Raw genomic sequence first — 15,100 nt, forward strand, 5'->3', positions numbered from 1 at the left:
CATGCTTTTCTCGGCATTTATACTTGGCTTATTGGGTAGTTTTCACTGTGTGGGCATGTGTGGACCTATTGCTTTTATGCTTCCCGTTGACCGGAATAATGCGTTTAAAAAAGCAGTTCAGATTGGTGTTTATCACTTTGGCAGACTGCTTGCTTACAGTATAATTGGCCTTGTTTTTGGATTAATTGGCAAGAGTTTATTTTTGTTTGGGTTCCAACAACAGCTTTCTATTTTTATTGGTGTATTAATGATTTTAGTGGTTTTAATTCCGCAGAAAATCTTTAATAAATATAATTTTTCGAAACCTATTTATCGACTTATTTCTAAAGTTAAATCTGCTTTAGGCTCTGCCATGAAGAAAAAAACGATGGATACCTTTTTAACTATTGGTTTTTTGAATGGCTTTTTACCTTGTGGCTTAGTTTATATGGCTGTTTTTGCTGCTATTGCAAGCGGAAACGCACTAAGTGGTAGTTTGTATATGGCTGTTTTTGGTTTAGGAACTATACCCTTAATGACTACGGCAATATATTTCTCACAATTTTTAAAGGGTGCTGCACGACAAAAAATACAGAAAGCTATTCCTGTTTTTATTGTAATTATTGGTCTTTTATTTATTATTCGCGGTTTAGGCTTGGGTATTCCGTACTTATCTCCTACTCCTGTTTATGATATGGTTTCGTCTAGTATAGACTGCCATTAATAATTATTTTTTATTTGAATTTCATATAAAAAAATAATTTCGCCACCCTGAGTTTAATCAGAATGACGAAATTACATCCATTACAACAGAAAATCTTTTATTCCATCTTTATTGTTAGAACTGGTAAAGTAGAATGATTAACAACATCCTCTCCTACACTTCCTTGAAAGAAGTGAGCTAAACCTTTTCGTCCATGTGTTGGCATTACAATTAAGTCTGCTTTACTTTTATTAGAGAAATGTAAAATACCATCATCTACCGTATAATCGGAAACGAAACGTAAATCTTCTAAGTAATTTAAGCTTCTATCGGCTTTAGTAAAAAAGTGAACTGCCTTTTTCTCTAATTCCGTAGTACTTTGAAATCTCTCGTTTGGTAAATTAACATGTACCAAATATATTTTAGAAGCAACATCTTGAAACATCTTACGAGTATTTATGTAAGACTGTATAGATTCTTCTTCTAAATCTGTAGCAAGCACAATAACATCGAAATTAACATCTACAACATTATTCTTTACTATTAAAACAGGTATTTCGGAATTTCTAACCACACGCTCAGTATTAGATCCAATAAACATTTCTTGGATTCCACTTGAGCCATGAGAACCCATAACTATAATATCGACGTTATTCTCTTTGGCAACATCATTAACTTCACTAAATACCTTAAAATGCTTTATTATAGGAGTTACATTCACTCCTTTTAAATAATCTTTATCTAAGAAATCTTTAAACTTTTTTTCTGCTAATTTCATAAAAAAAATAGCTTGTTGTCCTAACAGCTCATCTGAGGCAGTTAGTGCAACTGTAGACATTTCTAGCATATGTAAAACAAGCACCTCTGCGTCATGTTTTTTTGCTAATGTAGCTGCGGTTTTTAAAGCATATTCTGAATGTTCTGAAAAATCGATGGGTACAATAATTTTTTTCATTTTTTTTCTTTTTAAGTTGTTGTTAGATTTAAGGGAAATTACAGCTTACTAAATTATTAAAATAATTGGATTAAACTATTAAACCGTCATAGAAAATAATTGTGTATCGGGTTGTTTACGCTGCAGCAACAAATCGAAAGCCATACAGATGTTTCTAACAAATGGTTGTCCTTTTTCGGTAACCTCAATACTATTCTTGTCTATTGTTAATAAACCGTCCTGCTCCATTTCTTTTAAGCGAACTAAGACATCCGGCAACTCTGGAAAGCGAAGTTCTTCATTCCTCCAACTTGTTTTAAAACGACACATTAAATTAAGAATGTGTTGCCTTATTACTAAATCTTCTTCATTTAAAATATGCCCTCTATAAACGGGTATAATATTATCTTCTAATAAATTATAATAACTCTCTAGGCCTTTAACGTTTTGTGAAAACCCATACCAACTATCACTTATAGAAGAAACCCCTAAACCTATCATAGCCTGCGTTTTAGAGGCGGTATACCCCATGAAGTTACGGTGTAAATTACCGTTTTCCATAGATTTAAAAAGGCTGTCTGTTTTTAATGCAAAATGGTCCATACCAATTTCATTATAACCTACTTCGGCAAGTAATTGTTTTCCTAGCTCGTATTGTTTTCTTTTTAATTCTGGTGCTGGTAAATCTTGATCGTTAAAACCTCGTTGACCATTACCTTTTATCCATGGCACATGCGCATAACTGTAAAACGCCAATCGATCTGGCAATAGTTCCTTTGTTTTTAAGATTGTAGATTTAACATGATCTATAGTCTGAAATGGTAAACCGAAAATAATATCATGACCAACAGAGGTGTAACCAACTTCTCTAGCCAATTCTGTAGCACGCTTTACGTTTTCAAAAGGTTGAATACGATGAATGGCTTTCTGAACGGTTTCGTTGTAATCTTGCACACCATAACTTACTCGTCTAAATCCAACATCAAAAAGAGCTTGTAGATGTTCGCGAGTGGTATTATTAGGATGGCCCTCAAAGCTAAATTCGTAATTATCGGCTAAAACAGATCGTTTTATAATACCGTTAATTAATAGTTTTAAATGTTCTGGACTAAAAAATGTTGGTGTTCCACCTCCAAGGTGTAATTCCTTAATAATTGGTTTTTCATCGAACAACTCTAAATATAAATCCCACTCTCTTAAAACTGCATTTATGTATGGAGACTCTACACTGTGTTGTTTAGTAATACGCTTATTACAACCACAAAATGTACATAAACTTTCGCAAAAAGGAAGATGAATATAAAGGCTAATACCTTCTTTGGAATTACTTTCCTTAAAAGATTCTATTAACGATTGTTTCCATTGGTTTAATGAAAAAGTCTCATTATTCCAATAGGGAACAGTTGGATAACTCGTATATCGAGGTCCAGAAATATTATATTTATCAACTAATGAATTATTCATGCTTAACATTTAATATTCAAAATTATAGGAATCCTTTCGTTAAATATATGATATATATCATGCCTAATCTTGCATGTCATTTATTATTGCCTTAACTTTCGACTAAATAAAAAAAGCATAAAAAAATGAAAAAAATAAGTATTCTATTCTTTGCATTAGCTATCAGTTTAACCTCTTGCAAAAACGACAAAAAAGAAACTAAAACTGAAACAACAGAAGATGTTGTAACTGCAGTAAAATATGTTATTAAGCCTGAAGCAACTTCAGTAAAATGGACTGCTTATAAAACTACAGAAAAGAAGCCTGTTGGAGGAGAATTTAAAATTGTAAATTTTGAAGAAAAAACTGGATCTACTCCAGAAGAAGCTTTAAATGATTTAGAATTTTCTATTCCTATTAGTAGTCTCTTTACAAATGATGCTACCAACACTCGTGATGCTAAGATTATGACTTCGTTTTTCGGAGCAATGCTAGATACAGAATTTTTAACAGGAACCATTAATCATACAGATGGTTCGTACTCTGCAACAATTACAATGAATGGTGTTACTACCAATTTACCTTTAGACATCAAAATTACTGAAGGACGACGTGTAGTAATGACAGGTGTTATGAATTTAAAAGATTGGGATGCACTTGGAGCTTTAGAATCGCTTAACAAAGTTTGTTTCGATTTACATAAAGGTGCAGATGGTGTTAGTAAAACATGGGAAGATGTTGCTATTGAAGTTAATACCTTTCTAGGCGAAAATTAAAAACTACCAAGTAACACTACTCAACTTTTAAGACCATATATGGATTTAAATAGTCTTGTTGAAAAATTTAAACAAAAAGACGAAAAAGCTTTTGAAACTTTATACGCCATGTACAGCGAAAGCATGCATGGCGTTATTTTTAATATTGTTAGAAATAATGATATTGCAGAAGAAATTATGCAAGATGTTTTTATAAAAGCATGGCATAAATCTGACACTTACTCGAGTAAAAAAGGACGATTCTTTACATGGATTTTAAACATTGCTCGAAATGCAGCAATAGATAAAACACGCTCCAAAAACTTTAAAAACTCAAAACAAAACCTCGATGCCACTTTTTTCGTAGATATACTTGAAACTAGTGATAATCTGGATAATAAAACCGATGCAATAGGTATAACAAGCTATGTAAATAAACTTGCAAAAAAATGTATAGAAGTTATAGAACTATTATATTTTAAAGGCTATACCCAAACAGAAGCATCGGAAACCTTAGACATGCCAATTGGCACTATTAAAACAAGAAATAGAAATTGTATCAAAGAACTTAGAAACATGGTTTTAAATTAAAACTGTAAGTATTATTTAAATTAAAATGGATATTAACGCATACATAGAATCTGGAATTTTAGAGCTTTACGTCGCTGGTTCGCTTTCTGAAAAAGAAAACCAAGAGGTATATGCACTTATGCAACAACATCCCGAAATACTACAAGAAGTTTTAGATATTGAAGCTGCCGTTATTAAATTAACCGCTGCTGCAGGACCTTCAAACAAAAGTATTGTTTTAAATAATATTAAAAAAGTATTAGGTTTTAATGATAGCAGTGACATTAAAGTTATTTCTATTACTAAATACAACTGGATTACTTATACTGGTTGGGCTGCCTCTATTGTTTTAGCTGCCGGATTACTTTGGACTATTAGTGAGAACAAAACATTACAATCTAATATAGAGGTCGCACAAGTAAAAGAAGCACTTTTAGAAACACAAATTGCCGATTCTAAAAACAGTTTAGAAGAAGCACAAACCTTGGTCTCTGTTTTACGAGACGATGCCATTACCAAAATACCTTTAGCGGGCCAAGGCAATTTTGCTACGGCATATGCTAAAGTATATTGGGATAAAAAAGAACAACGCATTTTCTTAGATGCACAAGGCTTACCAGAACCTCCACGAGGTAAAGTATACCAAGTATGGTCTTTAAAACTTAGCCCGCTTACTCCTACTAGTTTAGGAACCATCGATGATTTTGCTACAGATGCTAACAAAATTTTCGAAATAGCTAATGCAAACCAAAGTGAAGCCTTTGGTATTACCTTAGAGCCTGCAGGCGGTAGCAAATCTCCAACCATGGAATTTCTTTACACATTAGGCGTTGCTTCTAGCTAATTTAAATCATTTACAATATATTATGTATTCCTATTAAATAGGAAAAGGGACAGATATGCTCTATTCCTTTTGTCTACGGTGCTTAATATTCAACTAAACACCTAAATATATAGGCATAAAAAAAAACACTCAATTATATTTCTATAATTAAGTGTTTCACCTAAAAACCAACAAAATCAATCACTAAATTCTTGGTTATATTTTAATTTTCACTTCAATTCTACTTCATATTAAAACCTGTAAGTAACCGATACTTTACTAGAAAAGGGTGTTCCTGGTGTAAAGTGAATTTCTTCAACCGGTTCTGCTTCATTCTGTAAACGAGAGGTCGTAGCAAATTGGGTTTCGTTCCATTCGGTATCAAAAATATTTTCTATAGAGATACCAAAGGTTAATTTATTAATAGTGTAATTAACATTAAAATCACTTACAAAATAACCTTCTGCAACAATACTATTATCCTCATTTGCAGGTCTATCATCAATATATCTAAAACGTAACCCACCAGAAAAACCGTTTAATTCGTTAACTGTAAGTCCGCCTGTTAAGGTAAAATCTGGAGCTAAAGGAATATAATCTTCACCTGCTGCACTTTCAAGACTGCGTGCTTTTGTTAGCGTCGCATCAGAATTTAAAAATAACCAATCGTTAAATTGGTATCTAAAACCTAAATCTAGCCCATAACGTCTTGTTTCTCCGCTAGGTTCAACAATACCGGCATCGCCTACATAAACAAATTCTTGCTCTAAAAACAAATACCATAAAGCTGAATTCACAACTAATTTTGGTGATGGTTTCCAAATGGTTCCCAAATCTGCTCCGTAAGCTTTTGGTAAAACATTTTCGCTAGCGTTACTTACCACAACGCGGGTATCATTAGAATGAAAACCAATTCCCGATTTTAAATAAAGTTGTAAATTATCTTTCGCATTATAAAAGAAGTTTAACTTAGGCAGTAATATGGTTTTATCTTCAGATAATGAGGTATACTCTGTTTGCAATTTATCATTATACAAAAATTTAAAATGCTCTAAACGTAAAGCGGGAGCTACGGTAAGTTTACCAAATTCAAATTCTGCATTAACAAAAACATTCATATTAGTTTGGTTAATGTCGCCAAGTTTTACCTGTTCTAAAGTTGTGGTTCTATTTAAAGTTTTAGACAACTCGGTATCATTGGCTACATCATGTCTTAAACCAAGTCCTGCACTTAATTTTAAAGGCGTTTGCCCCAAATAAGTATCATGTACTAAAGTACTATTCAATCCAAAAATATCACGATCCTCAAATTGTTTTATTTGATCGCCGTTTATAGGATCTTCTAAAAAGAATGTAAAATTAGAATACAACTCGAAAGCCGAATGCGTGTAAAATACATTTGTATTTAATCGTGTATCATCATTAATATATTTACTGTATTCAACATTTAAATTAGTACGTTGTGTATTTCCGCCTTCGGTATCGTCGATAGCTCCAAATCTAGAAATATTACCATTATCAACTTCACGCTGCGGCACTTGACCAGAAGCATCCCAACGACTTGTAAAATGAGAAACCGTTAAACTCAACTTATTATTTAATGGTGAAATATTGGTGTATTTACCAAATAAATTAAGACGATTAAAATTTTGAGGCGAATCGAAGGGGCCATCATTTTCCAAATATTCAATAGCAACGTAAGCATTCTCGTTTTTAGAATCGCCAAGTAAATCGAACATACCCAACGTTCTAAGCGAGTTAAACTGACCAATAGATAATGAAATTTGACTTTCTTTTAAATAATCTTTAGTAGAAAAATCGACATACCCAGCCGTATCAAAATCACCTTTATTGGCATAATATCCACCTTTGCCAAAGTCTATTTTATCAACCGTTTCGGCTATTAAAAAGTGTAAATCACTATAACCTTGCCCATGTGCATGCGATACCATATTTACCGGCATACCATCTACAGAAATAGCGACATCGGTACCATGATCAATATCAAAACCTCTTAAAAAAAGCTGTTCTGCTTTACCTCCACCAGCATGCTGACCAATAATTAAACCAGGTACTTTTCTTAAAATTTCTTGCGAAGAATTTACAGGATCTATACTTAAATCTAAACGAGATATGGTACTAAGTGCATTTAACTGTTCGTTTAAATGTAATTCTTTTAACTGAAATATTTTCTCTTCTAACTTTATTGTTATACCATTTTCTAAATTTTTTTGATTTAAAATCAAAAGTTGATTTTTATAACCTAGTAATCCTATTTTTAACGAATCGCCAATTTTATTTTCATCTAAAATAAACACACCATTTGCAGAAGTATGCGCGTGTGTTTCAGCATTTATATTATAAACATAAGCAGCTTCTAAAGGTTGGCTATCATTATCAACCACCACTCCTTTAAGACGTTGAGCAAAACTTACGTTTACAAAAAACATAACAAAAATTAATACAAAGTATTTACTATAAATCATATAAATTATTTTAAATATTATTTATTTCATTAGCCATTAAAGGGCCAAGTTCAAAAATACTATTATTAAGTTCTTGCTTTAATTCTTGTGAGTTTTTTAACATTCCTTTAGCTTTATATATGCGAGCTAAATGATATAAAACATCGGGCTCCGATGTTTTACCAACAACGTGCTCATCCATTATACTCATAGCTTTTTCTACATCACCTTTATTAAAATATGACCATGCTAACAAATCGTAAGATTGTGGTGTTGGGCGATTTTTAATTTCTGTAAACGCCAATTCTATAGCTTTTGCATTTGTCTCTTTATTTTCTGCAAATAAAAGGGTGTTATACTTATTGTACATATCTCCATATTGCTTATTACTTATCGCTTTGTTATAATGCGCTAATTGTTCTTTTTTTAAATCTAAATCGCCTAAGTATTCGGCTATATCGGCTTTTAACAAATAGTAATCTGGAGAGGTATGTGTTTTTATTGCATTATCTAAAATTCGTAATGCCTCTTTTGGGTTTTTCTCGTGAGAATATACAATCCAAGCAATTCCTTTTTTAGAATATGCATCTTCTGGATCTATTTCTAAAGCTTTTAAATAATGATTGTATGAGCTTTCTATTTTTCCCGCATGCCCATAATAATCGGCTAAATTAGTATATACCCATTTTTTTGTTGATGGTATGTTAGTCGCTTCTGCCTTTTCCATAGCACGTTCCATATATTTTATAGCGCTATCTAAATCGCCTTTATGATCAGACCATTTTGAGAGACGAATTAAATAATCGAAATCCGAAAAATTTTTTATTTTTTCTAAATATCTTTTAGCTGTATCAAAATCTCCTATTTCTAAATTAACATCGAATAGCATTTTTTGAGTACTTTCCAAATGCTCTCCAATACCTTCCGCTTTTTTAAGTAATTCTAACGCGTCTTTAAATCTATGTTGCGAAACATAATTTCTTGCTAAACCACGCAAATAACCTGTACTTGTATAATTTACTGCTTCATTAGCTTTTATTAAACCTTCTTCCGCTTCTAACAAAGATTGTATATCGCCCGTAACTTCAAATATTTGAGATTGAGACGCCGAAACTTTTGATAAATATGGAAATTGATTCGGGTTTTTATCCAGTTTTCCTTGCCAAAATTTTAAATCGGCTCTAGCTAAGGCTAAATCTTTATTTGTTTTAACTTCTAAAAAAGAATTATAGTCGGCCGCGTTTGTTATTTTTTTATTTGAATGATTACAACTTGATAAAAAGCTTGTTAATAAAACAAATGCCAATAGCTTAATGATTTTTGTGATTTTCATGATTTCGATTTTTTTTTAGGTGTGATTGTTAGGTAAAGTCCTTTTTAGGTGAAAAATAAAAAGAGGCTGTTCTAAAAGTAAAACACAAACAGAACAACCTCCAACTATACTCTACCATGGAGAGGCTAGGTAGGGAAATGAGGGCAAAAAGGTTTTATCATTAGCGCTTACATTATCATCAGAAAATTGAGGGTTTTCAGTAAAATCTTCACCACCAAAAATTAATAATAACTCAACTGTAATAACATCATCAGCTAAAGCACGACCCGTTAAAACATTCGTTCCATCGTAAAAAGTTGTTGTACCATCTAAAGACACATTTAAAACATCTGTAGCCAATAAACTTGTAAAAGCTGCTGCATCTTGCCCTAAAGCATTTTGATCACCTTCATTAGCGAAAGCAGGACTTAAAGCTTCTAAATTAGTTTGAAACATAGATTGAAATGCAACATTTTGTTCCGAAGGAATGGTAACATTAAAATCATCTTTACTAGCGCTAGACACAAACACAGTATTAACTGCTGGTCTGCCCATTTGATCTTGTTGTACAAAGGTTCCTGAGAAATCTGGTTCCATTGCTTCTGTAATATTGTTATCATCGTCCGATGAGCAATTAAATACTAAAAATGACAATGCAAAGGCGAAACTTATTCTTTTTATAGTTTTCATAATTATATTTTTAAATAGTTAGTTATTATTTCTTTTTAGATTCTACCCAAGTGTTAATAGTTCCTGATCCTCCAATCATACTTTTTGGCACTTCTACTACTATAGACATGACGTTAGTTCCTGCAAATGTATCTGCTCCAGGGTCGTTAAAACCATCTGCTGTACCTGCAATAATTGCAGAGTATTGTGCAAAATCCATAAAGAACGGATCGTCACGAGGGCCAGCAAAAAACGTCATACCATTAGTGTTTGTTTCTGTAGAAGCAGAATCTCCGTAAGCTGTAATATCTACCCAACCAGTGTTAGATGCTGTAGTTACAATGGTACTATTTAGTCCTGTTTGCGATGGTGCAACAGGTCCAAAAAAGTACATTTTTCCATCTCTGGGAATAGCTTGAATAACCAAATCTTCAACACTATCACCATCGGTATCAATATTAATTTCAACTAAAACACTCTCATCAAACGCAGCATCTCCTGTTGCATCTGGACTAATTAAACCTTGTACGTTGGCTACAAACACTAAGTTATCTGTGTTTTCTCCCTGAAAGGCATAAAAATCTGTAATGTCGCTTGTTCCTCCTTGTACTGCAGGCGCATCAATGTGATCTGCTGCAACAATGAAGAAACTAGCCACAGCTACTACTCCAATCCCTAATACTTTTTTTAAATTTTTCATGATTCTGAAATTTTTGTTAATCTGTTAATTTTTGATTTCAGCCATACCTACGAAAAAACGTTGAGAGCGGTTTTGTTAAAACTATGTTAAAGTAAAAAACCTCGTAATTATTCGATATTAAATTTATCTTTACTAAATATTTAAATCATTATTGAATGAACCCATCAGCTTCAGGTTGGATTAATAAATTACTAACAGATGTTAGTGAGCGCGATGGTGCTTTTAATATTGATAAAATTTCTTTTTATGAAGCTTTAAGAGATTCTGGTTTTATCTACGGAAGTAACTTAAAAGTTGTTGAAAATATTTTTGATAATAAAGACCTTACTGAAGATGAGCTTTGTAAAACAAATCTATGCCTAGCCTTTTTATATGCGCACAAAAACTCTAATTCTAAAGTTACATTTGTTGATAGCGTTATTGGCTTTTATACCGCTATTAAAGAATTAAAAATTTCGTTCTTTCAAGATTTATTAGGCGGAAAAAAATCGAGTGAACAACTCGAAAAAATAATTCACAAACGGGTACAAATAGATGTAAACGTTTTAACCAAAAATTTTAACTATTTTATTATAAATGCTTTACTATATATTGATGTACTAGCATATAGAGCATATTTAGAAAACGAAACTATTTCTATTGAGTATTTAAAAAATTTAGAAGCAGCAATTACCTCCATTTCTTTAGAAGTATTAAACTCAAAAGCAACAAAGAATAAATATGATGAAAGTTTAATTAAATTATTTGAATCTTCGCTACGCTACCAAAACGATAAACTAATTGATTATGCCACAGCTGTAGCTATGGTACAAACAACTAAAGAAGCTTATTACATCTTAGATATTGCTTGCATGGCCTCTTGGACAGATGCCATTATTGATCAAAAAGAGTATCAATTTTTAATAAAATTAGGGAGAGATTTAAAACTAGATAACGATCGGGTTCAACAATCTATACAAACTGTAAACATATTTTACACAGCTAATAAAGACAATATTGCACTTTTAAGTTCTAAAAACATTGCGCATAGTTTTTACGATAATTCTAGCAAAATAGTGCACAAACTTATTACTAGAAACAGTAAACGTTTGTATCGAGAATTGATAGATAGTAAGGAACTCATGATTTTACTAACACAATCTACCGTTAGAGATTTAACTAAAGAAGAGCAGAAAAAAGTAACCGATCAATTATTAGATATTTTTAAATCCATTCCTAGTTTGGCCATTTTTCTATTACCTGGAGGCGCTATTTTATTGCCTTTGGTTATAAAATTTATTCCAAAATTATTACCTTCTGCTTTTGATGAGAATAGGATAAAAAAATAATACTTTTATCTTATATCAATTTATAACATTATGGAGTAAACTGGTCTGAATTACTTCAACTAAAACTAAAAAACCATGTCGAATTCAATAAACGATAATGAATCTTTAGATCCAGAAAACTGGGAAGAATCGAAAGCCTTAATGCATAAAATGGTTGATGATGCCTTCGATTACGTAAAAAACGTAAGAGATCGAAAAATTTGGCAAGATATGCCAGAATCGGTTTTAGAACAATTTAAAACCGATTTACCCAAAGCACCTAGCAAAGCAGAATCTGTTTATGAGGACTTACAAGAAAACGTATTACCCTACCCTATGGGGAATATCCACCCGAGATTTTGGGCTTGGTATATGGGAAATGGAACCATTTCTGGTGTTATGGGCGATTTTTGGGCCTCTATTATAAACCCTAATTTAGGTGGAGGAAACCATGCAGGACACCAAGTTGAATTACAAGTTATTAATTGGATAAAAGAAATTATTGAATTCCCTAAAACCGCTAGTGGCATTTTAGTTAGTGGTGGTTCTATGGCAAATTTTGCAGGTCTTGCCGTTGCCCGAAACGTAAAAGCAGGTTACGATATTAGAAAAGAAGGTCTAAAAGAAAATAATCTTGTCTTTTATGGTTCTTCGGAAGTACATAGTTGCAACACAAAAGCGATAGAACTTCTAGGTTTAGGCACAAAAAGCCTTAAAAAAATTGAAGTTAACGACGATTATACTATAAATATTGACGCTCTAAAAGAACAAATAAAAACGGATAAAGCCAACGGATTAAAACCTGTTTGCGTTATAGGCACATCGGGAACTGTAAACACTGGTGCTATAGACAATCTAAATGCCATTGCAGATATATGCAAAGCTGAAAATTTATGGTTTCATGTTGATGGAGCAATTGGAGCTATTGCCATGCTTTCTGATATTGTAAAACCTCAACTTAAAGGTATTGAACGTGCAGATTCGGTTGCTTTAGATTTACACAAATGGTTGCACATGCCTTTTGAGGCCGGTTGCGTACTTGTAAAAGACAGCAAAGAACATAAAGATACATTTTCTTTAATTCCAGAATATTTAGCTAAAAACACTCGCGGATTGGCTTCTGGAGAGAATTGGTTTAGCGAATATGGCTTGCAACTATCCAGACGCTTTAGAGCTTTAAAAGTTTGGATGTCTCTTAAAGAACACGGCAGTGAAAAATTTGGCCGAATGATTACTAAAAATGTAAACCAAGCCTTTTATTTAAAAGATTTAATAAACAAACACCAAGATTTAGAATTACTCGCTCCCATTGGTTTAGATATTGTATGTTTTAGATACAAACCTAAAAATCTAAGTTTAGAAGATTTAAATGCTTTAAACAAAGAAATTAAACTTCAGCTTGAAGAACGCGCCATTGCATTACCAGGCTACACAACGCTAAAAGGAATGTACTGCATCCGTTGTGCTATTTCGAGTCATCGTGTAACCAACGCCGATTTTGATGTTTTAATTACTGAAGTTTTAAATATTGGGAGAGAGATAATTTAATATAGTAAAGTTAATTTTGATAAGCCTAATAAGTATTTATAGTTGGGCTCCATTTTCTCATAATCGATAAAAAAGTAAAAATTGAAAAAAAAGCCATTATTAATTATAAGTGGAATTATTCTAATCGGATTTTTCTTTTATTATTTAGGTTGGTCTCTATCACCCGGAAGCTATTCAAGAGCCGAAACATACGAATTTAATATTTCTGAAGAAACCCTTATTGAAATAATAAACGAGGTAAAAACGGAGAACAAGGAACTTGATGCGAAAACTTATTTTGAAGATTACAAAAACAAACATTGGCACTTTTTTTACTTCCAATATCTAGACAAAAATCAAATAATCCATACTTGGTCTAGACCGAAGAATAAAACAACCACCACATTTGCCTTTGTTGCATATAAAAGTAGGAATGATGTTGGAAACTGGATTTCAGCCAATAAATATTTTTGGTGGTGGAAAAACTCAGAAGCAAAAAACGAATTTGAAACAAGGATATTAAAGAAAATTGAAGACAAAATAAAAAAATCTATTTTGCGCTAATATGTTTTTTTTGAATTCCCTTGCGAAAATCCTTCGCTAACAAAAACGCAACGATCCAGAGACAAAGCGATTAAAGCATAAATTTCTATCCACATTCAAACATAACGACTTACAATATCAAAGATATTTAACTAAATCACAATCATTTTTATTTTTTTTGTTAGTTTTACGAAAACTAATTACAAATAAATTTGAAGACATCATATACTATTGAGGAAATTAACGACGTATTACAAGGCGAACTAATTGGCCATACTGCGCAAAAAATTAATGGACCAGAACAATTACAAAATGCAAATAATAACCATATCACTTTCGTTGGAAGTGTAAAATATGTTAAGTTTTGGGCCGACTCAAAAGCATGCGCTGCTGTAGTAAACGATAATTTAAAAATTGAACCAGGAGAAAATCGCGCGATAATTAAAGTGAAAAATGCCGATTTAGCTATGGCAAAAATATTGGAACTTTACAACCAACCAGCTCCAGTATTTGATACAGATATTCACCCAACGGCCGTTATACACGAAACAGCATCAATAGGAAGCGGTTGTAAAATTGGTGCAAATTGCTATGTTGGTAAAGATGTAGAATTAGGTAACGAGGTTATTTTATATCCAAATGTTTGTGTTTTTGATGAAACCATTATTGGTGATAAAACCATAGTTTGGTCGGGAACCGTAATTCGTGAACGCTGCATTATTGGTAGTAATTGTATTTTCCATACCAATGTTAGCATTGGTGCCGACGGATTTGGTTATAGACCAAGTGATGATGGTAGAGGTTTAGTTAAAATACCACAAATAGGAAACGTAATTATTGGTCATTTTGTTGAAATTGGAGCTAACTCTTGTGTAGATAGAGCCAAATTTAGTTCAACTATTATTGGTGATGGCTGCAAAATTGACAACCTCGTACAAGTTGCTCATAATAGTGTTATGGGACGTTCTTGTATTATGGCAGGACATAGCGGACTTGCAGGTTCTGTTACTTTAGGCGATGGTGTTATTATTGGCGGAAGCGCATCTATAAAAGACCATACAAAAATAGATTCTGGTGCAACAGTTGGTGCCGGATCTGGAGTTATGAACGATGTAAAAGCTGGGCAAACCGTTTTGGGTTATCCTGCGCAAGATGCTCGTGATATGCTAAAACAATGGGTTGCTATGCGTAGATTGGTTAAGAAATAGAATGGATGTATTATTTACAATCCATTAATTACGTAACACACTAAAAAACGAATTCCTTTACTATAATATAAATTAAAAAACACGCTGAACACCTTGCCTAGACACAAATGGCGTAAAAATGACGTATTAAAGTCGTTACATAAATGATAGAAAGCAGAATAC

General features: G+C 32.5%; 14 protein-coding genes. 8 read left to right on the forward strand and 6 right to left on the reverse strand.

Going from position 1 to position 15,100, the window contains the following annotated elements; all coding sequences use genetic code 11:
• Position 1: 1 nt before the first annotated feature.
• On the forward strand, positions 2 to 703 hold the full coding sequence (locus M4I23_RS10220) for a sulfite exporter TauE/SafE family protein (protein WP_249754324.1): 702 nt from the start codon (positions 2 to 4) through the stop codon (positions 701 to 703).
• Positions 704 to 800: 97 nt separating this feature from the next.
• Here the strand turns inward: M4I23_RS10220 and M4I23_RS10225 are convergent, their stop codons facing one another.
• Both M4I23_RS10225 and hemN read right to left on the reverse strand, forming a co-directional pair.
• Complete coding sequence (locus M4I23_RS10225; RefSeq protein ID WP_249754325.1) at positions 801 to 1,637, reverse strand: universal stress protein; 837 nt, start codon at positions 1,635 to 1,637, stop codon at positions 801 to 803.
• 78 nt (positions 1,638 to 1,715) lie between these two features.
• Entirely contained in the window at positions 1,716 to 3,080 is a 1,365-nt protein-coding gene (gene hemN, locus M4I23_RS10230) for an oxygen-independent coproporphyrinogen III oxidase (RefSeq protein WP_249754326.1), read from the reverse strand.
• Between the two features lie 125 nt (positions 3,081 to 3,205).
• Between hemN and M4I23_RS10235 the strand changes: the two genes are divergently transcribed.
• From M4I23_RS10235 to M4I23_RS10245, 3 genes are read left to right on the forward strand one after another with little or no spacing between them, the layout of a single operon-like run.
• Entirely contained in the window at positions 3,206 to 3,835 is a 630-nt protein-coding gene (locus M4I23_RS10235; RefSeq protein ID WP_158844356.1) for a YceI family protein, read from the forward strand.
• Between the two features lie 39 nt (positions 3,836 to 3,874).
• A complete protein-coding gene (locus tag M4I23_RS10240) occupies positions 3,875 to 4,405 on the forward strand; it encodes an RNA polymerase sigma factor (protein WP_249754327.1) in 531 nt (176 codons plus the stop codon).
• A gap of 25 nt (positions 4,406 to 4,430) precedes the next feature.
• Positions 4,431 to 5,228: an anti-sigma factor gene (locus M4I23_RS10245; protein ID WP_249754328.1), complete on the forward strand. Its 798-nt coding sequence runs from the start codon at positions 4,431 to 4,433 to the stop codon at positions 5,226 to 5,228.
• A gap of 230 nt (positions 5,229 to 5,458) precedes the next feature.
• On the opposite strand, the gene M4I23_RS10250 is transcribed toward M4I23_RS10245, so the two are convergent.
• The 4 genes from M4I23_RS10250 to M4I23_RS19805 form a co-directional block, all read right to left on the reverse strand.
• Positions 5,459 to 7,693 carry a TonB-dependent receptor gene (locus M4I23_RS10250; RefSeq protein WP_249754329.1) on the reverse strand — a complete coding sequence of 745 codons (2,235 nt, stop codon included), beginning with the start codon at positions 7,691 to 7,693 and terminating at the stop codon, positions 5,459 to 5,461.
• A gap of 10 nt (positions 7,694 to 7,703) precedes the next feature.
• Positions 7,704 to 9,005, reverse strand: coding sequence for a lipopolysaccharide assembly protein LapB (locus M4I23_RS10255; RefSeq protein ID WP_249754330.1), 1,302 nt, complete (start codon positions 9,003 to 9,005; stop codon positions 7,704 to 7,706).
• 111 nt (positions 9,006 to 9,116) lie between these two features.
• Positions 9,117 to 9,674, reverse strand: a complete 558-nt coding sequence (locus tag M4I23_RS19800; RefSeq protein ID WP_262922256.1) for a DUF4331 domain-containing protein — start codon at positions 9,672 to 9,674, stop codon at positions 9,117 to 9,119.
• Between the two features lie 25 nt (positions 9,675 to 9,699).
• Positions 9,700 to 10,353 carry a DUF4331 domain-containing protein gene (locus tag M4I23_RS19805; RefSeq protein WP_262922257.1) on the reverse strand — a complete coding sequence of 218 codons (654 nt, stop codon included), beginning with the start codon at positions 10,351 to 10,353 and terminating at the stop codon, positions 9,700 to 9,702.
• A gap of 155 nt (positions 10,354 to 10,508) precedes the next feature.
• Between M4I23_RS19805 and M4I23_RS10265 the strand changes: the two genes are divergently transcribed.
• From M4I23_RS10265 to lpxD, 4 genes are all read left to right on the forward strand, one after another.
• The gene (locus M4I23_RS10265; RefSeq protein ID WP_249754331.1) at positions 10,509 to 11,681 is read left to right on the forward strand and encodes an LETM1-related biofilm-associated protein; all 1,173 of its coding nucleotides are present in this window, start codon (positions 10,509 to 10,511) and stop codon (positions 11,679 to 11,681) included.
• Between the two features lie 75 nt (positions 11,682 to 11,756).
• The gene (locus tag M4I23_RS10270; protein WP_249754332.1) at positions 11,757 to 13,208 is read left to right on the forward strand and encodes an aminotransferase class V-fold PLP-dependent enzyme; all 1,452 of its coding nucleotides are present in this window, start codon (positions 11,757 to 11,759) and stop codon (positions 13,206 to 13,208) included.
• Positions 13,209 to 13,289: 81 nt separating this feature from the next.
• Entirely contained in the window at positions 13,290 to 13,751 is a 462-nt protein-coding gene (locus tag M4I23_RS10275) for a hypothetical protein (protein WP_249754333.1), read from the forward strand.
• 191 nt (positions 13,752 to 13,942) lie between these two features.
• Positions 13,943 to 14,938 carry a UDP-3-O-(3-hydroxymyristoyl)glucosamine N-acyltransferase gene (lpxD, locus tag M4I23_RS10280; protein ID WP_249754334.1) on the forward strand — a complete coding sequence of 332 codons (996 nt, stop codon included), beginning with the start codon at positions 13,943 to 13,945 and terminating at the stop codon, positions 14,936 to 14,938.
• The last annotated feature ends 162 nt before the right edge of the window (positions 14,939 to 15,100 follow it).

Origin of the sequence: Algibacter sp. L4_22 (genome assembly GCF_023473045.1) — a bacterium.
Lineage (GTDB): Bacteria > Bacteroidota > Bacteroidia > Flavobacteriales > Flavobacteriaceae > Algibacter.